Origin of the sequence: Mycolicibacterium sarraceniae, assembly GCF_010731875.1 — a bacterium.
GTDB classification, from domain to species: Bacteria; Actinomycetota; Actinomycetes; order Mycobacteriales; family Mycobacteriaceae; genus Mycobacterium; species Mycobacterium sarraceniae.
Genome location: NZ_AP022595.1, coordinates 941,296 through 964,956, shown reverse-complemented (window position 1 = coordinate 964,956; position 23,661 = coordinate 941,296). Strand labels below are relative to the sequence as shown.

Below are 23,661 nucleotides of genomic sequence, written 5' to 3'. Positions count from 1 at the left end.
TCGAGGTCTCGGGGAGTCTTAGCGGTTGACTCGGGGCAGGCCCAGCGCGACCATGCCGATGATGTCGCGCTGGATCTCGTTGGTGCCGCCACCGAAGGTGAGGATGAGGGCCGAGCGGTGCATCCGCTCGACACGGCCGCGCAGTAGCGCTCCGTGGGAATCCTGGCGCAGCGTGGCTGACGGCCCGAGGATCTCCATCAGCAGCCGGTAGGCCTCGGTGGCCAGCTCGGTGCCGAAGACCTTGGCCGCTGACGCGTCGGCCGGGTTGAGCGTTCCGCTCTTGGCCGAGGCCAGCTCCCAGTTGATCAGCTTGAGGTACTCGGCCTTGGCCAGCACGCGGGCCAGATTGAGCTGCACCCACTCGGAGTCGATCAGGCGATTGCCGTGCACATCCTTGGTGTTTTGCGCCCACTCGCGAACCTGGTTGAGCGCCAGGAAGATCGGCTGGGCCGACACCAGGGCGACCCGCTCGTGGTTGAGCTGGTTGGTGACCAGCTTCCAGCCGGCGTTCTCCTCGCCGACCCGGCTGGACGCCGGGACCCGCACGTCCTGGTAGTAGGTGGCGCTGGTGCCGACGCCGGCCATCGTGTGCACCGGAGTCCACGAGAAGCCCTCCGAGCTGGTCGGCACGATCAGCACGGAGATGCCGCGGTGCTTCTTGGCTTCGGGGTTGGTGCGTACCGCCAACCAGACATAGTCGGCGTACTGGATCAGGCTGGTCCACATCTTCTGGCCGTTGACCACGTAGTCGTCGCCGTCGCGGACCGCGGTGGTGCGTAGGGCCGCGAGGTCGGTGCCGGCACCCGGCTCGGAGTAGCCGATCGCGAAGTGCAGATCACCGGCGGCGATCTTGGGCAAATAGAACGACTTCTGCTCGTCGGTGCCGAACGCCATGATCGTCGGCGCGACGCTGTTGATGGTCAGGAAGGGCACCGGGGCGCCGGCGACGGCGGCCTCGTCGGTGAAGATCAGGGAGTCCATCGGGGTGCGGTTCTGGCCGCCGTACTCGGTCGGCCAGTTCAGCGTGAGCCAGCCGTCTTTGCCCATCTGGGAAACGGTCTCGCGGTAGACGTTGCCGGTGCCGATCTCGCCACCGGTGGTCGACATCAGCGCTTCCTGGCGCTCCGGGGTCATCAGCTTCCCGAAGTAGGTCCGGAGCTCGCGGCGCAGCTCCTCTTGTTCGGGCGTGTAACTGATCCGCATCGACTCAATCCTTCGCTGGAGTTGCTGGCTGCCGGCACCCGCCGACACTCCTGGTTGTAACACGTTCTAGTCTTGTGGTCTAGCGCCGGTTCACGCCAGGTTTCGAATGATCTGGTCGTATCGTGGTGCTGCACAGGCCCCCGCCCGCGGGGTTAGTCCGGCAAGGAGGTTGTCATGCGCGTGGAAGTCGACCGTGATCGCTGTGAAGGTAACGCTGTCTGTGTGGGAATTGCCCCGGACCTGTTCGAACTCGACGATGAGGACTACGTGGTCGTCACCAAGGATCCGATCCCTGGCGACGAGGAAGACGTAGCCGAGCAATCCATCGCCGAGTGCCCCCGCGCCGCCCTGACCCGCAAAGACTAGAGGTATTCGTAAGTTGACTGCACAAGACGTGTCAGATCTGTCCGGACGGGTGGCCGTGGTGACCGGCGCAGCCTCGGGTCTCGGCCGTGCCGAGGCCATCGGGCTGGCAAAATCCGGTGCCACGGTCGTCGTCAACGATATGGCCAAGGCACTGGATGAATCCGATGTTCTCGATGAGATCAGCGCCGCGGGCTCCAAGGGGGTGGCGGTTGCCGGTGACATCAGCGCGCGCTCGACGGCCGATGAGCTGGTGGCCACGGCCGACGGGCTCGGCGGGCTGAGCATCGTCGTCAACAACGCCGGCATCACCCGCGACCGCATGTTGTTCAACATGACCGATGAGGACTGGGACGCGGTCATCGCGGTGCATCTGCGCGGGCACTTCCTGCTCACCCGTAATGCCGCGACGTACTGGCGTGCACAGGCGAAGTCCGCCGGGACGGGTGGGGACGGCTCGGTCTACGGCCGCATCATCAACACCACATCGGAAGCCGGGTTGTCCGGGCCGATTGGCCAGGCCAACTACGGTGCGGCCAAGGCCGGCATCACGGCGCTGACGCTTACGGCGTCGCGGGCGCTTGGGCGCTACGGCGTGCGGGCTAACGCGATCGCCCCGCGGGCGCGGACCGCGATGACTGCCGACGTGTTCGGTGACGCGCCCGAGCTGGCCGAAGGCGAGATCGACCCGCTGTCGCCCGAACATGTGGTGACGTTGGTGCGCTTCCTGGCCGCGCCGGCATCGGAGGCGGTCAACGGTCAGGTCTTCGTCGTCTACGGACCGTCGGTCACCCTGGTGGCTGCGCCCACGGCAGAACACCGATTCGATGCCGACGGTGCCGCGTGGGATCCGTCGACGCTGGGTGCCGCCATGGGGGCTTACTTTGCTGACCGCGACCCCGAGCGCACGTTCGGTGTCCTGGGTCTGATGGGTGACTGACCGCTAGTCCGGATCGCCCTTGCTGTTGGCGTTGCCGAGTACGTCGAGGAAGGCTCTTGCCCAACGGTCGACGTCGTGGGCGAGCACTTGGCGTCGTAGCGCCCGCATCCGCCGCCTGCCCTCTTCAGGGGCCTGGTTGACGGCGGCCTCAAGGGTGTCCTTGACACCCTCCAGGTCATGCGGGTTGGTTAGGTAAGCCTGGCGGAGTTCGGCTGCGGCACCGGTGAATTCGCTGAGCACCAACGCACCGCCCAGATCGCTGCGGCAGGCCACGTATTCCTTTGCCACCAGGTTCATCCCGTCGCGAAGCGGCGTCACCAGCATGACGTCAGCGGCAACGAAGAAGGCGATCAAGTCATCTCGGGGCACTGGCCGGTGGATGTAATGCACCACGGGGTGGCCGACTTCGCCGTATTCACCGTTGATATGGCCAACCTGCTGCTCGATCTCGTTGCGCAACACGCGATAGCTTTCCACCCGCTCCCGGCTCGGGGTGGCCAGCTGGACCAGGACGGTGTCGTCGCGCTTGGCGCGTCCCTCGGCGAGCAACTCCGAAAACGCTCTCAGCCGAACGTCGATGCCCTTGGTGTAGTCCAGGCGGTCGACGCCCAGCAGGATCTTGCGGGGGTCACCGAGCTCGGCGCGAATCTCTTTGGCCCGCCGGCGAATGTCACGAGAGCGCGCCTTGCGGTCCAGGTCGGCGGAATCGATGGAGATCGGAAATGCGCCCACCTTGACGGTGTGCGACCCCAACTGCACCTCGCCGAACCGGGACCGCACTCCGACCGAGGCCCGAGAGGTGTTGGCACCGACCAGCCGTCGCGACAGGAACAGGAAGTTCTGCGCGCCGCCGGCGAGATGGAAGCCGACCAGATCCGCGCCGAGCAGGCCTTCGATGATCTCGGTGCGCCACGGCATCTGCATGAACAGCTCGACCGGGGGGAACGGAATGTGCAGAAAGAACCCGATGGTCAGATCCGGTCGCAATGTCCGCAGCATTTTGGGCACCAGTTGCAACTGGTAATCCTGGACCCACACGGTGGCGCCGTCGGCGGCTGCCCGCGAGGTCGCCTCGGCGAAGCGCTGGTTGACATCGACGTATCGATCCCACCACTGCCGGTGGTAGATCGGCTTGACGATCACATCGTGATAGAGCGGCCACAGAGTCGCGTTGGAGAAACCCTCGTAATACTCGGCGACATCCTCGGCAGACAGCCGGACCGGGAAGAGTTGCAGGTCTTCCTCGACGATGGGATCTTCCGGGCCGTCGACGACGCCCGGCCAGCCGATCCAGGCGCCGCGCTTCTTGCGTAATAACGGTTCCAGAGCGGTGACTAGACCGCCAGGGCTGCGCTTCCAGGTGAGGCTGCCGTCCGGCAGCCGCTCCATATCGATCGGCAGCCGGTTGGCGACCACTACGAAATCAGAATTCCCGGAGCGGGTTTTCCTGCTCCCGGACACGGGCTACGCCTCGAGCTTTGATGGTCCAATACCGAGCATCGAGAGGAGGACCCGACACTCGTCGGCGTCGATGGCATAGGCCGCGACTACGCGCCGGGCCTGGCGCGCGGTGCTGTCGGCCAGGGGTTCCACGTCGTCGATATCCGGGGGGTCAGTTTTTGCAGGCATCTCACAACCTTAACGAAGGGGCAATCGGGGGTTACGGGCTCGACGAGATCGTCGACTTGGGCTGCACTGCGACGTTGTCCTGGCTTGTCTCGTAGCAGGCCACTGACTCCCAATAGCCGGTGCAGGGCGTGCCGTTGATATTTGGCACGAGGTCAGCCCCGACCCCGGTGTCGGACGTGGAGGTGATGTCCTGCGTGGTGCGCGGCTGCAGGTCGTCGAACGCCTGGTCACCGTTGGTGGTCGCCACCGCGGTCATGGTCGGCGTGCAGTCACCGGTGGACGGATCCAGTGACTCGCCCGACTGGCAGCCTGCCGTTCCACCCGGTTGCGACGCCACTGGGCCGGGCCCCGGGCCCGGATCGGGTACTCCGCCTTCGGCATGCGCCATTGGAGCCACGCTGACCGCGAGCGCAAACACGCTCGCGGTCAGCAGCTTTACCACCCAGGTGGGATGGACCAGCATCATTGCTCTCCCTGATTCCTCGAGAATTACTACGGGCTGGACGAAATGCTCGAATGCGGAGTGACTGCGGGCGCCTGATTCTCCTGCAGACCGATGCATTGGCCAGTGTTGGCACCCGTGCAGGGGATGCCCTGGACCTCGGGCAGGCTGTTGGAGTCACCCGGCATCGAGAACGATGTGTTGCCGCCGTTCGACGGTGTCGGGTAGTTGCCGCCCGGCTGGTTCGGCACCATTTCCGGCGTGCACTGGTCGGTGTAGAGATCCTCGGACTCGCCGGCCGGACAGGCAATGGCGGGGCCCGCCGGCGCGCCTGCAGGCGATGCGAAGAAGGCAACAGCGGGCGCGGCCGCGATTGCAATGCTGAATCCACCGGCGAGAAGGACTCGGCGGCCGACTGAGGAGGTAATCGCCATACTTCACACTTCCTAAAGAAGTCGACGGAGTTCCGAAGCCGGCCCTCCGTTTCTACGGACTGGACGAGACAGTGGAGCGGGGTTGCACTGCGGGAGCCTGCTGCTCTTGATGCAATCCTATGCACTGACTGGTGTTTGCGCCTTCTTTTAGTTTTGCTGAGCGGCCGTGTGAGGGCAGTGTATGGCGCCTTTCGCGTCCTGGGAGTAACTTCAGCGCCGGATTGGTGATGGCACTCATACCGCATGGGAATGGCCGAGCGGGCTCGTTTGGGTGGGCACATATCGACCGAGCACAGGCGCGTTCACGGGCGGCGAAAAAAGCCGCGAAATCCGCCGCCAGATATTCGCTGGTGCCGATCGTGGATTCCGGCCGGCACCGCCCGTGACGCAGGAGTGGGATGAGCGCTATGCGACGACATGGCGCCGTGGTTCGATACGTAGAACCTGTTCCAGTTGTGTGAGGAGTGCGGCGTGCAGCTCTCGTTCGAGGATCGGACATACCTGGTCACCGGTGGTGGCAGCGGTATCGGCAAGGGTGTGGCGGAGGGGCTGGCCAAGGCCGGTGCCACTGTCATGATCGTCGGCCGCAACGCCGATCGGCTGGCCACTACCGTGGACGAAATCAAGGCCGTCGCACCGAACGGCGACGTGAAGTATTCACCCGCCGACGTCACCAACGAGGACCAGATCGCCGCGGTCGTCGACGAGACCACAGCGTGGAACGGCCGCCTCAACGGTGTCGTGCACTGCGCGGGCGGTTCCCAGACCATCGGCCCGATCACCCAGATGGACTCCGAGGCGTGGCGCGCCACCGTCGACCTCAACATCAACGGCTCGATGTACGTGCTGAAGCACTCAGCCCGCGAGATGGTGCGCGGTGGCGGCGGCTCCTTCGTCGGGATCTCGTCGATTGCGTCCAGCAACACCCACCGCTGGTTCGGGCCGTACGGCGTCACCAAATCGGGTCTGGACCACCTCATCAAGCTCGCCGCCGACGAGCTCGGCGCGTCCTGGGTGCGGGTCAACGGCATCCGGCCCGGGTTGATCCGCACCGAGCTCGTGCAACTGGTGCTCGATTCGCCCGAGCTGCGCGGCGACTACGCGCAGTGCACGCCGCTGCCCCGCCCCGGTGAGGTCGAGGACGTCGCCAACACGGCGCTCTTCCTGCTCAGCGATGCTGCCCAGTGGATCACCGGGCAGATCATCGGCGTCGACGGTGGACAAAACCTGCGCCGGGGGCCGGATTACTCGGCGATGCTGGAGCCCGCGTTCGGCGCCGATGCGCTACGCGGAGTGGTCTGAGGCTCCGGCGTAACACGCTGCGAGGCTGCTGATCGCCGACCAATCGCGGCTGCTCGCCGCCTTCGGCGAACATTTCGACAGGCCGACGCTGGCCACCGGCCGGGCGCGCTGGGCCGCCAGCGCGTCCACCTTGGGCCTGGACCGGTCGTCGACGGTCACCTCGTGGCCGGCCTTGATCAGATTCGCGGCGATACCCGCACCCATAGTGCCCAGTCCGATGACTCCTGCGCGCAAGACGTCCAGCGTGACGACGCCGGCGGTGAAGCGCCGGGGTCAGTTGACGCGGCACCGGCCCTAGTTGACGCAGGGCACCTTGCCACCGTCGATCGGGGCCCCTTGGTCGGGGGTGGGGGTGATGGTCATCTCGGACCAGCTGCGGCTGCTCGTCGACGTCGCGGCGACATCCTGGGCCAGCGGTTCCTGCGGGACGTCGTATCCCTGGCCGAGCACCACCCGCACGTGATCGGCGGCCAGCGCGCTGGTGGCCTGCGGAGCGTTCTCCACACCGAGCACGGTGGCCACCGACTGCGCATCGGTCTGCCCGCCGGGGCCGTAGGTGATCACCGTGTCGATCGGTTCACCGGACTCGCGGTCACGGACCTCATCGATGCTGAAGTCGTGCTTGCCCAGCAGGGCGGCCGCCTGGGACGCCAGGCCGGAGGTATCGCTGGCGTTGACGATGCTGATCACGGTGTGCGGGTTGGGTGGTGGGATCGGTTGCGGGACAGCGCTGGTGGTTGCCGCTGCCGAGTCGCCGCCGATTGCTCTGGCGATCTCGGCGCGGATCCTGCTCGGGTCGACGATATTGACGTCCTGGCCGTTGATGGTGTCATAGCGCACCACCGGCAGCGTCCGGAACTCGACACTGCCGCCGGCCAGCGCGGCCATCCGGCGGAACTGGTCCTCGCCCCAGCCTTGCGACAGCACGATGTCCTCGCGGGCGACGCCCATCAACCGCTTGAACTTATCGAGGTCGGTGAACGAGCCCGACTCCTGCAGCTGATGCATGACCGACAGCAGGAAGGCCTGTTGGCGGTGGGTGCGGTCGAGGTCGCCGTTCTCCAGGCCATGCCGTTGCCGCACGAACGCGAGTGCCTGTTCGGCGTTCAGCGTCTGGCGGCCGGCCGGAAAGTTCGCCCCGGAGTAGTCGTCGTGGACCGCGTGGTTGAGGCAGACATCGATACCGCCGAGGCTGTCGGCGAGGTGGTAAAAGCTGGCGAGATTGACCTCGGCGAAATAGTCGATGGGCTGGCCGGTCAGATTGCGGACCGCGCGGATGGTCGCCTTGCGCCCGGCCTCCCGCCCGGCGCGCTCGAGTTCCGCGCGATCGCTGATGCCCTCGTCGACCAGCTTCTGCTCGGTTTGAAACTTGGTCAGTCCGTAGGCTTCCTTGATCTTGATGTGGCTGTAGCCCTTGATACCGCTGACCGCGACATAGTCGTCACGGGGGATCGAGAACGCGACGACCTGATCGTCGGCGCTGATGTGCACGAGGATCAAGGTGTTGGTGTTGTAGCCGCCTGAGTCAGAGTCCCCGGCGTGCAGCTTCTCCAGGAGTTCGTCCGGCAGTTCGCTGCCGGCCTGATCTTTGCGGGAATCGAGCCCGATCAACAGGATGTTCATCGCGCCGCCGCTGGAGCGCGGCTCGTCCGAGCCCAGCGCCTGCGACACCGTGATGCCACTGAGCAACCCGTGCGCCTGCGAATAGGCCAGGCCGGTCAGCGTCACCACCACCACCGAGGCGAGTCCGATCGCCGACCGGGCGATGATTCGTAGCGCCCGCCGCCCGGTTCCGGGCCGTCCGCGATGGCGGCCATGGCGGTTGCCCGCAACGGCCGCGTGCGGGGGCGGCGACGGATCCATGATCGACAGTATGCGGGCAAATGCTGGTGCGGCCCCAGCCTGGTGCAGCCTGAGTGCGGTCGACTCCGCAGTATTCACCGCACGGTGCCGCTATGCTGTGCATGTGCTTAGCATGATGTGCCGCGGCGGCCGCCGATGAAGCCGGCGCCATGCGACTGCCACCGGCTCCGATGCGTTGTCGACATGCTGAGCTAAGCAGTCGCTCAGCAGGCCGGGATCAGCCACCAATCGCCCACCATGTGGTCCGTTTTCGTATCGTCGAGGGATGAGCGGTTGGCCGATACCGGAACAAGCCGGACCGGATCAAGAATCAGTGTGGGACTACCCGCGCCCGCCGCGCCTCGAGCGGTTCGACGGCGCGATCACGGTCGAACTCGGCGGCCGCGTGATTGCGTCCACCACCCGAAGCTGGCGAGTGCTTGAGACCAGCCATCCGCCGACCTACTACCTGCCTCGCGAGGCCTTCGCCGACGGTGTGCTGCGCGACGCGCCGGGAGCGTCGATGTGTGAATGGAAAGGCCAGGCGCGCTACTACGACCTGGTGGCCGGCGACGCGGTGGCGTCCAGGGCGGCCTGGACCTATCCGCGGCCGACCCCTCCGTTCGCCGAGATCGCCGGCGCCATCGCGGTGATGGCCAGCATGGTCGACCGGTGCGCCGTCGACGGCGAGACGGTCATGCCCCAACCGGGCGGGTTCTACGGCGGCTGGATCACCAGCCGGGTCGTCGGTCCATTCAAGGGAATCCCCGGCTCGATGGGGTGGTGAGGTCCGCGAAACACGCCTGAAACACAATCGCCGCATCGCCGAAACTTTGCGCCGACATTCTCGTTCGGACCGTCGAAGGAGCCGGCTTTGAATGCGATCGATCCCGCCGCCACCGCGTGGCTGCTGGCCAGCACAGCACTTGTCTTGTTGATGACCCCCGGGTTGGCCATCTTCTACGGCGGCATGGTCCGCACCACCGGTGTGCTCAACATGATCATGATGAGTTTCATCGCGATCCCGCTGGTGACCGTGGCCTGGCTGCTGTTCGGTTACACCCTGGCGTTCTCCGGGGCCGGCATGGGTGGGTTCATCGGCGATCTGTCGCACATCGGGATGACCGGGATCAGCCCGAGCACAGTGCACGGTTCGGTTCCCGAACTGCTCTTCTCCACCTTCCAGCTTAGCTTCGCGATCATCACCGCCGCCCTGATCAGCGGTGCGATCGCTGACCGGGCTAAGTTCGCCGCGTGGATGATCTTCGTGCCCATCTGGTCCATCGTGGTGTATGCCGTTGTGGCCCACTGGGTTTGGGCGCCAGGTGGCTGGTTGTTCAAGCTCGGCGTGCTGGACTATGCCGGGGGGCTGGTCGTTGAAATCGTGTCCGGGGCCTCCGCCCTGGCCCTGGCTCTGGTGCTGGGGCCGCGCATCGGATTCAAGGTCGACGCGATGCGTCCGCACAACCTGCCCTTCGTGTTACTGGGTGTCGGGCTGCTGTGGTTCGGCTGGTTCGGTTTCAACGCCGGATCCGCGCTGGCCGCCAACGGTACTGCGGCGGCCATCTTCCTCAACACGTTGGTGGCGGGCTGCCTGGGCATGCTGGGCTGGCTGTCCGTCGAGCAGATCCGCGACGGGCGTCCGACCACGTTCGGTGCTGCCTCCGGCGTGGTCGCCGGCCTGGTCGCCATCACCCCCTCTTGCGGCACGGTGAACACCCTCGGCGCCGCGGTGGTCGGGCTCGCCGCGGGCATTGTGTGTTCCTTCGCGATCGGGCTGAAGTTCCGGTTCGGCTATGACGATTCACTCGACGTGGTCGGGGTGCACTTCGTCGGCGGCGTGGTCGGCGTGCTGCTGATCGGTTTCCTGGCCACCGCGGTAATGACCGGCGGACCGGAGGGGCTGTTCTACGGCGGCGGGTTTGCTCAGCTGGGCAAGCAGGCCCTGGCGATGGTCGTGGTCGCGGCCTACGCCTTCATCATGTCGTTCGCTTTGGCCAAATTGATCGACCGCACGATCGGTTTCCGGCTCAGTCCGGAGGATGAGACCGCGGGGGTGGACTTCACCCAGCACGCCGAATCCGCATATGCCGAGGGAGTTCACGGGCACCAGCCGCTGCGACGGCCGTTGTTCGGTGATCAGCGCCCGCGGCCCGACACCTCCGACGAGGAGTGACTTGGCGTCGGTGTCCGCGGAGCTGATTCCACTGGCGCTGGTGGTCGCCCTCTCGCCGGTGTCGGTCTTGCCCGCGCTGTTGTTGGTGCTGTACTCCACACGGCCCCGAGTGGCCGGCGTGTCGTTCGCGGCCGGCTGGGTTGTCGGCCTGGCGGGGTCGATGACGGCGCTGCCGGTGCTCGCTCATGTCGTGGCGGCCAAGCGCCTTGACCACCTGCTGGACCGGTTGCGGTCCTGGATCCAGCGTCGCCAGGCTGAGATCAGTGCGGTGGCGTTGGTGGTCATCGGTGCGGTACTGATCCTGACCGCGGTTGGCGATTAGGGCGCCAGATATGCCACCGGCAATCGCTCGGTCCCGGTTTCTCGTCAGATCGCACTGACTGCCGGCTGTGCGGCAATTGTTGCCGCCGCGGGCCTTCAACCAGAACCAGAACGCCGCTGACGGCATCCTGCCCCAGCAGTAAGAACTAGCGGGCTACCGCCGCCTTCCGGCGGCGGTACAGCACCATCGCGATGAGTAGGACTGCGGCGCCGGTGGATTGCGACACCATGGTGTAGCCAAGATCCTTCATGATGGCGATCTCAATGGGGCTGAGTACCCGGACACCGCGGCCGGTGTCGGATGCGGCGTTCATCAGCTTTTCTATGGAGCCGGTGAAGAAATCGTCGTCCAGGTGTGACATCGAGCTGCCCGACTCCCACGGATTCGGGGTGTAGAGCGGCACCGGCTTGTTGTTGTTCGCCCCATACGCATACGAGCCCGGACCGCCGAAGTACAGTCCGCCGTTTCCGCCGGTCAGATTCGGGTTGTAGGCGGTGCTGAAGGTGGTGCCGTCGAACACCGAGGCACCGTCCTGGTTCACGATGTTCTTGTCGAACTTGGTCCAGGTCGGCACGGTGTTGTTGCCGGCGCTGTCGATGACGGAGATGAAGCCGAATGTGTGCATCAACTCGTGCAGGGCGGTGGACTGGAAGTCGTAACTCCCGCCGGGCACGGTTTCCCCGTAGCCCCAGCCGTAGCCGAAGTTCCAGTCGATCGTGCCGTCGGCGGCCGACCCGTTGGAGTCGACGCCGGTCAAGATCTTGTGCTGGACCACGGTGTCGTAGAAGTCGGCTCCATCGCCGGTCAGATCACTGCCGGCTGACGCCAGCGTCCCGCCCATCAGCGAGTACTGGCCGGTGACCTTATAGGTGATATCGACGTCGTGTGTCGGCTCGAAATAGCTCGACAGGTAGATGGCGGTTGCCGCCAGCTCGGCCCGCGCCGCGCTGGACCAGAACTGCGACCCATCGCCATAGGTGAAAGTGAACGTGATGTGCTTGGCGTCGCCCTCGGGGTCTTGATAGACCGCGCCGGCGCCGTAGCTGCTGGTCCCCCGGAACCAATTGAGCAGGTTGATATGCGGCCCGGTGTCGGTCGCCGAGACGACGAACGAATCGACGATGTCACCTTGTGTGTCGGCATCGGGCGTGTACGTGTACGTGCCGTTGGGGTTGAGGACGACCGTGCCGTAGTGCGCCTGCTGGGTGATCTTGTAGACCAGGTGGTCGCCCTCGGGATCAGTCGCCCCGATGTCGCCGGTGATCGGCCCCGTCGATTGCTCAGGAGTGATCTGCACCGGTTTGACCGTGGGGGCCTCGTTGAAGAACGTCCGCCGGACCAGGAGCGACGCCCCGGCGAAGGAATTCTGGATGGCGTTCAGCAGAGCGGTGACCGGATCGGCATTGGCGGAGGCGGACTTGCCAGCGGTCGCCTTCACCGCCGTGATCTGGGCTGTGTTGGTGGCCGCCACCGGGGTGCTGGTCGTGTTCTCGGTCGACGACTGTGTGGCCGTCTGCTCATCGGCGGGCGTGCTGTCGGCGGCCGCCTTGTTCGACGTGATCGTCGTGCCGGCAGTCCGTCGGGCACTCACCTCGGGCCGATGCGTCGAACCGAGGCTTGAGGCTGTTGACGATGCTGCGGCCGCTAGCGAGTCCGATGCCGTCGACGGCGCGACGGTCTTCTTCGAAGAGGTCGACTTGCTGGTGGTGCCGTCCGCCGCCGCTGTCGCCGCCGCCGAAGACGGGGCCTTCGGGCCACGAGCGGGGTTGCTCGTGGCCTTCTTCGACGATCCGGTGTTCGACGTTGCCGAACTACCCGAATTCGAGGACGAACTGTGGTCGGCGTCGTCGGCGCTGGCAACTGCGACGACCGGGCCGGCCAGTGACAATCCCAGTGCGAGCGCAGCGATACCTGCCCTTGCACCACGTTGAACGTTCGCCATTAACGCACCACCTTCGCGCAGTTCCGAATTGCCGGTGAAGTTGGCGAACTTCAGGCAAACTCCCCGCTCGAGGCGTCAAACCGGTGATGCGGCCGGACGCCCGTTTGCTGTCTCAGCGAATCTTAAGCTTATTCGGGCCTCAGAGGGAATGGTTACGGGCGAAGTGAGCGTGATAGTCACCCCGGGCAAGCAGATCGGGCAACCGGCTGTTCGGGCAGAGTAGTGGTCCCGGTGCGATTTCGGCCGCCTGACTTCGCCCGGTCGAGCGCCAGGGACGTCGGCGGGCTCACCGGCACGGTGACAGCCAGCTGCCGACATACAGGGCCAAGAATCGCCGAACTGGCCGCCACTACCGCAGGCAACGTCACGCCGACCGCTAATCCTGTTAAAGATTGTTTGCTGGAAAGACGGCCTAGACTGTGGTAACCCGGATGGCGTCAGGTGATTGGAGTCTTAAACTAGCCCTTTACCTGCGTGTATAGCCCAGAATAGCGAGCCCCCTATCGGGATTGAACCGATGGCCTACATATTACAAGTATGTTGCTCTACCACTGAGCTAAGGAGGCATTGGTCGGCACTGAAGGTCCGACACGTCTAACAGACTAGCGAAGTTATTGCTCGTCGTCGTCGATGACCAACCGGTCGCTGCGCACGCGTTCGGAGCTGACGGGACGTGGGGCGGTGTATCCGCGTCGGCGGCCCGGGATCGGAATCCGGTCAGCAATATTGCTCAGCGGGTTGACCACCAGGCTCAGCGTGGTGACGGCCTCGCGCAGGGTGTCGATCGTCGGCGCCAGCGCCTCCAGCCCCGGGGCCAGACGATTCAACGTGTCGGCGACATCGGCCAGCTGCTCCAGCGGGCCGTTGCGCGCGGTCAGCTTCTCGACCAGGCCACCCTCGGCCAGCAGTCGGTCGGCCAGCCCGTCCTCGCCCAGAATCCGCTCGATCAGCCCGCCCTCGTCGAGCAGCTGATCGACCAGCCCACCCGGCGCCAACGCACGTTCCAGGCCGCCACCTTCGGCGGTCAACCGGTCCAAAACCCCATCCGGGGCGGTCACCCGGTCGATCAGCCCGCCCGGGCGCATCAGCCGATCCAGCGGACCACCGGGAGTCAGTGCCCGTCCCAAGGGGGCGTCGTCGTCCAGCAACTGTGCCAGCTTGTTCGCCCGCGCAATGGTGTCTTCCAGGCCGAACATCTGGGCCACCGAGTTCGGCGACGCCGACATCCCAGTCTCGCCCAGGGTCCGTTTGGTCAGGTCAATGCCCGCTTTGGCGACATCGAGCCCCGCCTCGGCCGCGGCCAGTCCCATCCGTACCGGTGTGGTGGCCATCTCAACCAGGGTTTTCGCCAAATCCATCGCACAAGTGTAAGAGCGAGGGAAGTTTGTGACCGGTGGTATCGGTTATCTCGGACGAACGTCAACTCACAGCAATCTCACAGTGCTCCGGCAGCCTTGTTTCAACAATGTGAGAGGAAATTGTCAGCATGGCCGCACCAGTCACAACTGAAGCAAAACCAGAGGCACGGGTCCTCGTCGTGGACGACGAGACCAATATTGTCGAACTGTTGTCCGTGAGTCTGAAGTTTCAGGGATTCGAGGTACACACCGCCTCAAGTGGGCCAGCAGCCCTGGACCGGGCCCGTGAGGTGCGTCCCGACGCGGTGATCCTCGACGTGATGATGCCCGGTATGGACGGGTTCGGGGTGCTGCGCCGGCTGCGCGCCGACGGTATCGACGCGCCCGCGCTGTTCCTCACTGCCCGCGACAGCCTGCAGGACAAGATCGCCGGCCTCACCCTCGGCGGCGACGATTACGTCACCAAGCCCTTCAGCCTCGAAGAGGTCGTCGCCCGCCTGCGCGTCATCCTGCGCCGCGCAGGCAAGGGCGTCGAAGAGCCGCGCAACTCCCGCCTGAGCTTCGCCGACATCGAGCTCGACGAGGACACCCACGAGGTGTGGAAAGCCGGCGAACCAGTCTCGCTCTCGCCGACCGAATTCACCCTGCTGCGCTATTTCGTCATCAACGCCGGCACTGTGCTCAGCAAGCCCAAGATCCTCGACCACGTCTGGCGCTACGACTTCGGCGGCGACGTCAACGTCGTCGAGTCCTACGTTTCCTACCTGCGCCGCAAGATCGACACCGGCGAGAAGCGTCTCCTGCACACCCTGCGCGGTGTCGGATACGTGCTGCGGGAGCCGCGGTAATCCGGCGTGGCGCGCCGAACGGCGCGGACAATAGAGAGATGCCCACGCCCCACCATCGAGCGCTGCCGCTGAGAGTTGGCCTGGTGGCTGCCATGCTGCTGCTCGTGGGCTGCGGATTGCTCGCCTCCGGGATCGCCGTCACCTCGACGTTGCAGCACGACCTCGTCAACCGGGCCGACCAGACTCTGCTGGACGCCTCGCGCGGCTGGGCGCAGGCCCCGCGCCGGATGCCGCCACCCGACGAGGGCCCCAACCCGGCTCGCCCGCCGTCCAACTTCTACGTCCGCGGTGTCGACGCCGACGGCCACATCTGGATGGCGGTCAACGACCGTGACGCCGAACCCGCTCTTCCCGACGACAACGACGTGGGCTCCGCGCCGGTGACCGTCGGTTCGCTGGACCACTCCAACGTCCAATGGCGCGCGGTGTCGGTGCAGGGGCCCAACGGCGAACTGACCACCGTCGCCATCGACATGTCCGACATCCAGTCCACCGTGCGCGGCCTGGCCTGGTCGCAGGTCGCTATCGGCACCGCCGTCCTGGTGATCCTCGGCGTCGCCGGGTACTGGGTGGTGCACCGCAGCCTGCGCCCCTTGGTCGAAGTCGAGAAAACCGCCGCCGCTATCGCCGCCGGGCAGCTCGATCGCCGTGTGCCGGAACGGGATCCGCGCACCGAGGTCGGTCGGCTGTCACTGGCCCTGAACGGCATGCTCGCCCAGATCCAGAGTGCGATGGCGTCCTCGGGGGAGTCCGCCGACGCGGCGCGCACATCGGAGGAACGGATGCGGCGGTTCATCACCGACGCCAGCCACGAGTTGCGCACCCCGTTGACCACGATCCGCGGATTCGCCGAGCTCTACCGGCAGGGGGCGGCCCGCGACGTCGAGATGTTGATGTCGCGCATTGAAAGCGAATCGCGGCGGATGGGCCTGCTGGTCGATGATCTGCTGCTCCTGGCCCGCCTCGACGCGCAACGCCCACTCGAGCAGCGCCGCGTCGACCTACTGCTACTGGCCACCGACGCCGTGCACGACGCCCAGTCCATCGCCCCGAAGCGCACCATCACCATGGAGGTGTTCGACGGCCCCGGCACTCCCGAAGTCCTCGGCGACGAGCCGCGGCTACGCCAGGTGCTGGGCAATCTGATGGCCAATGCCCTGCAGCACACGCCGGAGACGGCAGGGATCGCGGTTCGGGTGGGGACCGCGGCCGACGATGCGGTGATCGAGGTCGTCGACGAAGGACCGGGTATGACGCCCGACGACGCGCAGCGGGTGTTCGAGCGGTTCTACCGAACCGACTCCTCCCGCGCTCGCACCAGTGGCGGCACCGGGCTGGGCCTGTCGATCGTGGACTCGCTGGTATGGGCCCACGGCGGGCGGGTCACCGTGCGGACCGCGCCAGGGCAGGGCTGCTGTTTCTCGGTCAGCCTGCCGCGCATCGCGGACGTGCCGGCCCCGGTCCCGTCTAACTGAGGTCAGCCAGCGCAGCCTTGATCTTGGCCTGCGCGTCATCCAGTGCTGCCGGTGACGGATTGCGGTCGACGTTGGCGAAACCGAAGTCGGCGAGGTTGCGCGCGGGGAATACATGCACGTGCAAGTGCGGCACCTCGAGCCCGGCGATGATCAGGCCGGAACGCTCCGCGCCGAACGCCGCGCACACCGCCTTGCCGATCCGCTGCGAGACGGCCATCACCTTGTTGAACACGTCCGGCTCGACGTTTTGCCAGTTGTCGACCTCGGCGCGCGGTACCACCAGGGTGTGCCCGGGGGTCATCGGCTCGATCGTCAGGAATGCGACGACCTCGTCGTCCTCGTAGACGAATCGGCCCGGCAGTTCACGGTTGATGATCTTGGTGAAGACGGAGGCCATGTCGCCAAGCATATGAGTAGCGCGCGGGGGTTGGTTATGGAGCTGCCTCGCAGCAATCTGCCAGATCCGGCCCAGTGTGACGGCAGCTTGACCCGTGACTATGGTCCCATGACCGACACCCTGCCGGCCGAGCAACGCACTGCTCCGATCGGCCTCGGGGGTCGCTACATTCTGGACATCGTCATCCCGGTGTACAACGAGGAACACGACCTCCCGGGCTGCGTACGCCGCCTCCACCAGTTCCTGCGCGACGAAGTGCCCTACCGCGCGCGAATCCTGGTGGCCGACAACGCAAGTACCGACAGCACCCTGGGGGTTGCCGAGCAGCTCAGCGAGGAACTCTCCGACGTCGAGGTGCTCCACCTCGACGCAAAGGGTCGCGGCGGAGCGCTGGCCACCGCGTGGTCGTCCTCGCCCGCCGACGTGGTGGCCTATATGGACGTCGACCTTTCCACCCATCTCTCGGCGCTGATGCCCTTGGTTGCTCCGTTGGTGTCTGGGCATTCCGATATCGCCATCGGGTCGCGACTGGCTCCCTCCTCGCGGGTAGTGCGTCCGATCAAGCGTGAGGTGGTGTCCCGCGGCTACAACCTGCTGCTGCGCGGATTCCTCGGGGCCCGGTTTTCCGACGCCCAATGCGGTTTCAAAGCGGTTCGCGCCGATGTCGCCCGCCAGCTGCTGCCGCTGATTGTCGACACCGGCTGGTTCTTCGACACCGAGCTGCTCGTGCTGGCCGAGAAGGCCGGCCTGCGCATCCACGAGGTGCCGGTCGACTGGATCGACGATCCCGACTCACGGGTCGACATCGTGGCTACCGCGATCGGAGACCTCAAAGGCTGCTGGCGGGTGGGCCGGGCGCTGACCACCGGCGCCCTGCCGCTACGCGACCTTCAGACGGCACTTGGCCGTGAACCACTGGTGCCCGGCGTGCCGCGCGGCATGGTCGGCCAGATGGTGCGCTTCGGCCTGATCGGCATCGCCAGCACCATCGCCTTTGCGCTGCTCTATCTTTGGCTGCACCCCATGCTCGGCGCGCAGGCCGCCAACTTGACGGCGCTGCTGCTGACCGCACTCGCCAACACCGCCGCCAACCGGGCCTTCACCTTCGGCATCCGTGGTCGGGCCGGCGCCGCCCGCCACCACATCCACGGCCTGCTGGTGTTCACCTTCGGACTGGCCATCACCAGCGGCTCGCTCTACCTGCTGCACCGTTTCGATCCGAGCGTCGGCAAAGGTGTCGAACTCTCGGTTCTGGTCGTGGCCAACCTTGTCGCCACCCTCGTGCGCTTCATTGCGCTGCGGCGGGTGTTCGGCGCCTCCACCCGCTGACGCGATGACCGTCACGGTCGGCCCGCCGATAATCGTTACAGCCGAGGCTGTTCCGCGGGCTGCAAGACGGGTGGTTCACCGCTGGGCATTACTGGCGCTGCTGACGGCGACGGGGGTGCTCTACCTCTGGGCCCTGGACCGTTCGGGCTGGGCGAACGCCTTCTACTCGGCCGCGGCACAGGCTGGGGCGCAGTCCTGGAAAGCGTTCCTGTTCGGTTCGTCGGATGCTGCCAACTCGATCACCGTCGACAAACCCCCACTGTCGCTGTGGCTTCCGTCGCTGGCAATCCGGATGTTCGGCCTCAACTCGTGGAGCATCCTGGCGCCCCAGGCTCTGATCGGGATCGGTTCTGTGGCACTGCTGTGGGACGCCGTGCGCCGGCCGTTCGGCGAGACTGCCGCACTGATCGCGGGTGCGGTTCTGGCGCTTACCCCGGTAGCCGTCGCGATCTTCCGGTTCAACAATCCCGACGCGCTGTTGGTGCTGTTGATGATTGCCGCGGTGTGGGCGCTACTACGGGCGCTCGACGACGGGCGCTCACGCTGGCTGCTGGCCTGTGGTGCCTGCCTGGGGCTGGGGTATCTGACCAAGCAGCTCGAGGTGGCGCTGGTGATTCCGGCTCTGGCCATCACCTATCTGCTGGCCGGGCCCCGGTCGCTGCTCGCCCGGGCCGGCCAGCTGGTGCTCGGACTCGGCGCCGCGGTGGTCTCGGCGGGCTGGTGGGTGCTGTTGGTCCAGTTGTGGCCGGCGAGCACTCGGCCGTGGATCGGTGGTACGCAGACCAATTCGATTCTGGAACTGACGATGCGGTATAACGGCATCGGCCGGCTCAACGGCGACGAACCGGGCAGCACCGGTTCGCCTGGCTTCATCTCACCGGTCCACCCGGGCGGCCGGACGTCGGCACATCCGTGGGGCCAGCCCGGTATCGGCCGGCTGTTCGAACCAGAGCAGATCGGTGACATCGGCTGGCTGCTACCGGCCGCACTGGTGTTGGCGATCGCGCTGCTCGCGTGGTGGGCCCGCGCCCCGCGGGATGACCGGCGGCGGGCTTCCTTCCTAGTCTGGGCCATCTGGCTGCTCACCACCGCGCTGGTCTTCAGCTTCATGGCGGGAATCTTCCACGCCTATTACACGGTGGCTCTGGCCCCGCCGGTCGCGGCGGTGATCGGGATCGGCGTGGCGGTGTGCTGGCGGGAACGTGAAAGAGGCTGGGCCAAGGGTACATTGGCGGCAGCCGCGGTGCTGACCGCGGCAACGTCGGTGCTCGTCCTGCGGCATGTACCCGACTACTATCCGTGGCTGCGGTGGGCTGTCCCGATCGGCGCGGTCGTACTGCTGGCCGCAGTGGCCGTCCGGATGCCGACGCCGATGATCGTCGCGGTCGCCGCGCTGGTGGCTCTCGGCGGCCCGGCTGCCTACAGCGTCACGACGGTGGTGCGCGGGAACGTCGGCGCGATGCCGATCGCCGGACCGGTTCCCCGTGTCGTGACCGCGATGACCAAGGGTGTCGGGCCGGTCCAGCGAGCCAAGATCACCGTGGCCACCGGTCCCGGATTCCTGCTGCCGACCGGATCTCCCGGCGCTGGAGTGCATCTGGTGGGGTGCACGCTGCTGGACTCGGGTGTGCCCGACCGCCAATTGGTCGACCTGCTCGACGCCGATGCCCAGCGGTACACCTGGGTGGCCGCCACGGTCGGATCGGTCTGTGCGGCCGGCTACCAACTCGCCAGTGGTTATCCGGTAATGCCGGTCGGTGGCTTTAACGGCACCGACCCGTCGCCGGCACCCGGTGCCTTCCTACGGCTGGTGTTGTCCAAGCGGATTCACTACTTCATCGTCACCAACCCGATCCACGAGGGCCAGTGGGGACACCTGGACACCAATGCGCTGATCCAGCAATGGGTCCAGCGCAACTTCACCCCCGAGCGGGTCGGCAGGGTGATGATCTACGACCTGACGGCCTAGCTCAGGCGAGCATCGCCGCGACCTCGTCGACCGACCAAGGCGGGCTCTCGTTGTGATCCCGGTAGGCGATGAAACCGGGGGAGGGCCGGTCGAAGCGGCCGACGAAACCGCCTGCGGCGATGAAGATCTGACCGGTGATCTTGCTGGCGAGGTCACTGACCAGGTAGGCGTACATCGGGGCGACGTATTCCGGAGCCGGTGCGTCGAGGGCGCCTTGCGCACTGACCTCGTCGAGCATGCCGCGCCGCCGCAGCTCAGCGATGTGTTCCTCGTAATCGGGCCCGCTGGAGAGCCGGGTCTTGGCACCTGGACAAACCACATTCGCCCGCACCCCGTGCTCGGCCAATTCCGCCGCGATGGCCATCGTCAACCCGTTCACCGCACCTTTGCCCGCTGGGTATCCGGTGCCACCGTAATCACCAAGGAACGCAAAGGAACTGGTGTTGACGATCGCGCCGCGGCCCCTGGCCACCATTCTGGGCGCGGCCGCGCGGCAGGTCGCGAATGTGGTGCCCAGGTGGACATCGAGGAGATCGCGAAATTCGGTGGGTGTGACACTCAGGATCGACGACCCCGCCGGCTCGGGCGCCCCCGCACAGTTGACCAGCGCGTCGACGGCACCGAACTCCTTCTCGCACAGCACGATCAGGTCCTCGGCGACCGCCTCATCGGCAGCCGAACCGGCATGGGGGACGGCACGGCCGCCGGCATCGGCGATGGCGGACACCGTGGCGTGAACGGCCGCTGCGTCTCGGCCGTTCACCACCACACCCGCGCCGAGCTCAGCCAGCAGCGCGGACACGGCACCACCGATACCCCGTGAGCCGCCGACGACTACCGCGCCGAAGCCGGCTAGCGGCTGGTCACTCACCCTCGGCGGAGGCCTGGCTGAACTGCATGCCGTCCATGTTCCAGTAGCCGCGCATGTTGACGATCAGGCCGGCGTCGTTGACGTGGTAGGTGAACACCCCGCGCACCGTGCTGGTCAGGCCGCCCTCGAACTGGCTGCGTAGCACCAGGATATGGGCCACTTCGTTCGGGGAGCTGGACGGGAACGTCTCTTCGCACGTGACCCGAAGATTGTTGACCGAGATGTTGGCGTCGTAGAAGTCGGCGACGGCCGCCTTGCCCCGCACACCGTTGCCGTCGGGGTTGGTGATGGCCGGCCCGATCGGGTCTTCGATGACGACGTCGTCGGCCATCAGGGCCAGCCAGCCTTCCCGGTTGTGCGACATCACGCACTTCCAGGAGGCCTGCGAAGCGGCCAGCGCCGGGGTCAGTTCGGTAGTGGTCATAATCCCTCTCCTTGTCATCAGACACTGCAGGCAGCGCGAGCGTCATCTTCGGTGGCCTTGCGGATGAGCCCCACTCCGGTCCATGTGCTCCGTCCGGCGTTTGAGACCGACTGCTGGGGCGATCGTGCGACCCGTCTCCAGTACGGTGACGAATCGTTGGTCTCCATCGGAGACATCACGAACCTGTTGCGCAATTCCATCCGGCCGATCCGGCCGGGGCGCAACAGGTTCGGGAAGGCAGTCATGGGTGGCGTTTCATGAATTCCGGGCCGTGCCCGCGCCATAGGGCAAGGCGGGCACGGCCCGGAAGGTCCGTGAGGGACCGCGCAGGTCAGCGGTCCTCGTCGGTGTAGCGGATGACGCCGCGGATGTTGCGGCCCTCGAGCATGTCCTTGTAGCCGTCGTTGATCTGCTCGAGCTTGTACTGCCGGGTGACCATATCGTCGAGGTTGAGCTTGCCCGCCTTGTACATCCCCAACAGCTGCGGGATGTCGAAGTGTGGGTTGCCGCCACCGAAGACGGTGCCCTGCAGATTCTTCTGCATCAGGGTGAGCATCGCCAGATTGATCGTGGCCTCGTTGTCCATGATGCTGCCCATCGCGGTCAGCACGCAGGTGCCGCCCTTGGCCGTGATGCCGAGGTAGCTGTCGACATCCTTGCCGTGCAGCTCGCCGACCGTGACAATGACCTTGCGGGCCATGAGTCCCCAGGTGACCTCCGCGATATCGGCGGCGGCCGCCTCGATATCGGGGTAGACGTGGGTGGCGCCGAACTTCAGCGCCTGGTCGCGCTTCCACTCCACCGGGTCGATGGCGAAGACGTAGCGGGCGCCCGCGTTGACCGCACCCTGCAGCGCGGACATACCGACACCGCCGATGCCGACGATTGCCACATCCTCACCGGGACGGACATCGCCGCTGCGGACCGCTGAGCCGTAGCCCGTGGTGACACCGCAGCCCACCAGGCAGGCCACCTCGAACGGGATGGACTTGTCGATCTTCACGACCGAGCTCTTGTGGACGACCATGTAGGGCGAGAACGTGCCCAGCAGTGTCATCGGGAAGACGGGCTGACCCTTGGCGGTGATGCGGTGGGTGCCGTCGGAGACGGCCTGCCCACCGAGCAGCCCGGCGCCCAGATCGCAGAGGTTGCGCATACCGGCCTGACAGGACAGACATGCACCGCAGGACGGGATGAAGGACAGTACGACGTGATCGCCAGGCTCGAGACCCTCAACACCCGGTCCGACCTCGGTGACGACGCCGGCGCCTTCGTGCCCGCCGAGCACCGGGAAACCGAACATCGGGATGCCGCCGGTGACCAGGTGATGGTCCGAGTGACACATGCCCGAAGCTTCCATCTGGATTTTGACTTCGTCTTTGACCGGGTCGCCGATCTCGATCTCTTCGATCGACCACGGCTGGTTGAACTCCCAAATGAGAGCACCTTTTGTCTTCACAGCGAACCTCCACTCGCGAAACCCGACCCCGGTCTCCTCCAGGGCGGCCGGCTGTACCGGATGGTCAATCTAGGCCAAAATTAGAACGTGTTCCTGCTCCGGTGACCATTATGACCTCCGTCACCTTCTGCGTCGCCGCCGGGGGCCTACTAGTTGACGCGCGTCGAGTAGTCACCAGATCTGAACGGGGGCTTCACCGAGGGGGTAGTAACCGGGCAGCTTCTCGCCCGCGACGCTGCGCTCGATGCGCTTTTGCATGGTCGGGGTGAGGTCACCGGAGGAGATGAGCTTGACGAACGCCTTCTGCACGTGGCCGAAGTCGAAGAAGTCCCGCTGCCATTCGATCAACAGATCGTCGTTCAAGCGGAACCAGCTGCCGCCGATGCCGTAGATCTCGTCGCTGGTCCCGTCGGACTTGTGGGCGATCTGCTTCCAGAAGCCCACGATCTCGTTCTGCTTCTCGTCGACCAGCACCTTCTGGTACTCGTAGACCCAGTTCTCCAGGCCTTCCATCTCCAGGCCGAGCGCGACATCGCGGATCTGATCCTTGCCGACGCACATGACGTCTTCCTTGGGCCCGATGTTCCAGCCGTAGGTGGCGTCCTCGGTGTAGAACTCCGCCAGGTTCTTCCAGTCGCCTGCCTTCTCGCTGTCCTTGTTGGCCTGCAGCCAGCGCTGGACCCAGTCGTCGAGTTGTTCGCGTGACGCCATTGTCTATTCCTTCTCTAGGGTTACTTCTCGATGATGGATAGGGCTCTCGTGGGACACATCTCGATCGCGCGCTCCACGTCGTCGCGCATCTCGTCGGGTGGTTGCGCATCGACGATTTCCACGACGCCGCGCTTGGGCACCGTGAAGACGTCGGGCGCCTCCAGTTCACACATGGCGTGCCCCTGGCAGAGGTCATCGTCGAGCTCGATGCGGTAGCAGCCCACC

The 23,661-nt window shown here is 65.9% G+C and carries 26 protein-coding genes and 1 tRNA gene; 11 read left to right on the top strand and 16 right to left on the bottom strand.

The features are described from left to right. Positions 1-18 precede the first annotated feature (18 nt). Positions 19-1,203 (bottom strand): acyl-CoA dehydrogenase, encoded by a 1,185-nt coding sequence (locus G6N13_RS05065; RefSeq protein ID WP_163695064.1) that lies wholly within the window; start codon positions 1,201-1,203, stop codon positions 19-21. A 174-nt stretch (positions 1,204-1,377) separates the two neighbouring features. On the opposite strand from G6N13_RS05065, the gene G6N13_RS05060 reads away from it, so the two are divergent. Continuing rightward, positions 1,378-1,569 (top strand): ferredoxin, encoded by a 192-nt coding sequence (locus tag G6N13_RS05060; protein ID WP_163695063.1) that lies wholly within the window; start codon positions 1,378-1,380, stop codon positions 1,567-1,569. A 13-nt stretch (positions 1,570-1,582) separates the two neighbouring features. Further along, positions 1,583-2,506 (top strand): 3-oxoacyl-ACP reductase, encoded by a 924-nt coding sequence (locus G6N13_RS05055; protein WP_163695062.1) that lies wholly within the window; start codon positions 1,583-1,585, stop codon positions 2,504-2,506. Positions 2,507-2,509: 3 nt separating this feature from the next. Here the strand turns inward: G6N13_RS05055 and G6N13_RS05050 are convergent, their stop codons facing one another. From G6N13_RS05050 to G6N13_RS05040, 4 genes are read right to left on the bottom strand one after another with little or no spacing between them, the layout of a single operon-like run. Then, positions 2,510-3,967, bottom strand: a complete 1,458-nt coding sequence (locus G6N13_RS05050; RefSeq protein ID WP_163695061.1) for an alpha,alpha-trehalose-phosphate synthase (UDP-forming) — start codon at positions 3,965-3,967, stop codon at positions 2,510-2,512. Between the two features lie 3 nt (positions 3,968-3,970). Next, positions 3,971-4,135 (bottom strand): hypothetical protein, encoded by a 165-nt coding sequence (locus tag G6N13_RS24080; protein ID WP_170310435.1) that lies wholly within the window; start codon positions 4,133-4,135, stop codon positions 3,971-3,973. Between the two features lie 31 nt (positions 4,136-4,166). After that, on the bottom strand, positions 4,167-4,598 hold the full coding sequence (locus tag G6N13_RS05045; protein WP_163695060.1) for a hypothetical protein: 432 nt from the start codon (positions 4,596-4,598) through the stop codon (positions 4,167-4,169). Between the two features lie 29 nt (positions 4,599-4,627). Continuing rightward, positions 4,628-5,011 (bottom strand): intersectin-EH binding protein Ibp1, encoded by a 384-nt coding sequence (locus G6N13_RS05040; protein ID WP_163695059.1) that lies wholly within the window; start codon positions 5,009-5,011, stop codon positions 4,628-4,630. Positions 5,012-5,482: 471 nt separating this feature from the next. On the opposite strand from G6N13_RS05040, the gene G6N13_RS05035 reads away from it, so the two are divergent. Then, the gene (locus G6N13_RS05035; protein WP_163695058.1) at positions 5,483-6,313 is read left to right on the top strand and encodes an SDR family oxidoreductase; all 831 of its coding nucleotides are present in this window, start codon (positions 5,483-5,485) and stop codon (positions 6,311-6,313) included. Here G6N13_RS05035 and G6N13_RS24885 read toward each other — a convergent pair. Together G6N13_RS24885 and G6N13_RS05025 are read right to left on the bottom strand one after the other, a co-directional pair. Beyond that, entirely contained in the window at positions 6,296-6,547 is a 252-nt protein-coding gene (locus tag G6N13_RS24885; RefSeq protein WP_235677937.1) for an NAD(P)-binding domain-containing protein, read from the bottom strand. The genes G6N13_RS05035 and G6N13_RS24885 overlap by 18 nt on opposite strands. A 60-nt stretch (positions 6,548-6,607) precedes the next feature. Then, positions 6,608-8,176, bottom strand: a complete 1,569-nt coding sequence (locus tag G6N13_RS05025; protein WP_163695057.1) for an LCP family protein — start codon at positions 8,174-8,176, stop codon at positions 6,608-6,610. Between the two features lie 265 nt (positions 8,177-8,441). Between G6N13_RS05025 and G6N13_RS05020 the strand changes: the two genes are divergently transcribed. From G6N13_RS05020 to G6N13_RS24280, 3 genes are all read left to right on the top strand, one after another. After that, on the top strand, positions 8,442-8,942 hold the full coding sequence (locus G6N13_RS05020) for a DUF427 domain-containing protein (protein WP_163695056.1): 501 nt from the start codon (positions 8,442-8,444) through the stop codon (positions 8,940-8,942). Positions 8,943-9,029: 87 nt separating this feature from the next. Next, positions 9,030-10,331, top strand: a complete 1,302-nt coding sequence (locus G6N13_RS05015) for an ammonium transporter (protein ID WP_163695055.1) — start codon at positions 9,030-9,032, stop codon at positions 10,329-10,331. A 10-nt stretch (positions 10,332-10,341) separates the two neighbouring features. Further along, complete coding sequence (locus G6N13_RS24280; RefSeq protein WP_179965082.1) at positions 10,342-10,653, top strand: GAP family protein; 312 nt, start codon at positions 10,342-10,344, stop codon at positions 10,651-10,653. Positions 10,654-10,798: 145 nt separating this feature from the next. Here G6N13_RS24280 and G6N13_RS05005 read toward each other — a convergent pair whose 3' ends face one another. After that, positions 10,799-12,091, bottom strand: coding sequence for a cadherin-like domain-containing protein (locus G6N13_RS05005; RefSeq protein WP_163695054.1), 1,293 nt, complete (start codon positions 12,089-12,091; stop codon positions 10,799-10,801). Here G6N13_RS05005 and G6N13_RS05000 point away from each other — a divergent pair. Next, positions 12,072-12,584, top strand: coding sequence for a hypothetical protein (locus G6N13_RS05000; RefSeq protein ID WP_163695053.1), 513 nt, complete (start codon positions 12,072-12,074; stop codon positions 12,582-12,584). The genes G6N13_RS05005 and G6N13_RS05000 overlap by 20 nt on opposite strands. Before the next feature lie 505 nt (positions 12,585-13,089). Here the strand turns inward: G6N13_RS05000 and G6N13_RS04995 are convergent. Together G6N13_RS04995 and G6N13_RS04990 are read right to left on the bottom strand one after the other, a co-directional pair. Continuing rightward, positions 13,090-13,161: transfer RNA gene (locus tag G6N13_RS04995), tRNA-Thr, on the bottom strand. A 45-nt stretch (positions 13,162-13,206) separates the two neighbouring features. Beyond that, a complete protein-coding gene (locus G6N13_RS04990; protein ID WP_163695052.1) occupies positions 13,207-13,953 on the bottom strand; it encodes a hypothetical protein in 747 nt (248 codons plus the stop codon). Positions 13,954-14,081: 128 nt separating this feature from the next. Between G6N13_RS04990 and phoP the strand changes: the two genes are divergently transcribed. Continuing rightward, positions 14,082-14,801, top strand: a complete 720-nt coding sequence (gene phoP, locus G6N13_RS04985) for a two-component system response regulator PhoP (RefSeq protein WP_163695051.1) — start codon at positions 14,082-14,084, stop codon at positions 14,799-14,801. A 38-nt stretch (positions 14,802-14,839) separates the two neighbouring features. Further along, positions 14,840-16,276: a sensor histidine kinase gene (locus G6N13_RS04980; protein WP_163695050.1), complete on the top strand. Its 1,437-nt coding sequence runs from the start codon at positions 14,840-14,842 to the stop codon at positions 16,274-16,276. Here the strand turns inward: G6N13_RS04980 and G6N13_RS04975 are convergent. Continuing rightward, entirely contained in the window at positions 16,269-16,673 is a 405-nt protein-coding gene (locus G6N13_RS04975; RefSeq protein ID WP_163695049.1) for an HIT family protein, read from the bottom strand. The two genes, G6N13_RS04980 and G6N13_RS04975, sit on opposite strands and share 8 nt — an antisense overlap. A gap of 108 nt (positions 16,674-16,781) precedes the next feature. On the opposite strand from G6N13_RS04975, the gene G6N13_RS04970 reads away from it, so the two are divergent. Next, positions 16,782-18,002 carry a bifunctional glycosyltransferase family 2/GtrA family protein gene (locus G6N13_RS04970; RefSeq protein WP_163695048.1) on the top strand — a complete coding sequence of 407 codons (1,221 nt, stop codon included), beginning with the start codon at positions 16,782-16,784 and terminating at the stop codon, positions 18,000-18,002. Between the two features lie 4 nt (positions 18,003-18,006). Next, positions 18,007-19,971 carry an ArnT family glycosyltransferase gene (locus G6N13_RS04965; protein ID WP_163695047.1) on the top strand — a complete coding sequence of 655 codons (1,965 nt, stop codon included), beginning with the start codon at positions 18,007-18,009 and terminating at the stop codon, positions 19,969-19,971. 1 nt (position 19,972) lies between these two features. On the opposite strand, the gene G6N13_RS04960 is transcribed toward G6N13_RS04965, so the two are convergent. From G6N13_RS04960 to G6N13_RS04940, 5 genes are all read right to left on the bottom strand, one after another. Beyond that, positions 19,973-20,842: an SDR family NAD(P)-dependent oxidoreductase gene (locus G6N13_RS04960; protein ID WP_163695046.1), complete on the bottom strand. Its 870-nt coding sequence runs from the start codon at positions 20,840-20,842 to the stop codon at positions 19,973-19,975. Continuing rightward, complete coding sequence (locus tag G6N13_RS04955; RefSeq protein WP_163695045.1) at positions 20,835-21,266, bottom strand: nuclear transport factor 2 family protein; 432 nt, start codon at positions 21,264-21,266, stop codon at positions 20,835-20,837. Before G6N13_RS04955 ends, G6N13_RS04960 begins: the two co-directional genes overlap by 8 nt. Positions 21,267-21,597: 331 nt before the next feature. Further along, positions 21,598-22,725: an NDMA-dependent alcohol dehydrogenase gene (locus G6N13_RS04950; protein WP_163695044.1), complete on the bottom strand. Its 1,128-nt coding sequence runs from the start codon at positions 22,723-22,725 to the stop codon at positions 21,598-21,600. A 171-nt stretch (positions 22,726-22,896) separates the two neighbouring features. After that, on the bottom strand, positions 22,897-23,436 hold the full coding sequence (locus tag G6N13_RS04945) for a nuclear transport factor 2 family protein (protein WP_163695043.1): 540 nt from the start codon (positions 23,434-23,436) through the stop codon (positions 22,897-22,899). Between the two features lie 20 nt (positions 23,437-23,456). Further along, the gene (locus tag G6N13_RS04940) at positions 23,457-23,660 is read right to left on the bottom strand and encodes a ferredoxin (RefSeq protein ID WP_163695042.1); all 204 of its coding nucleotides are present in this window, start codon (positions 23,658-23,660) and stop codon (positions 23,457-23,459) included. Between the last annotated feature and the right edge of the window lies 1 nt (position 23,661).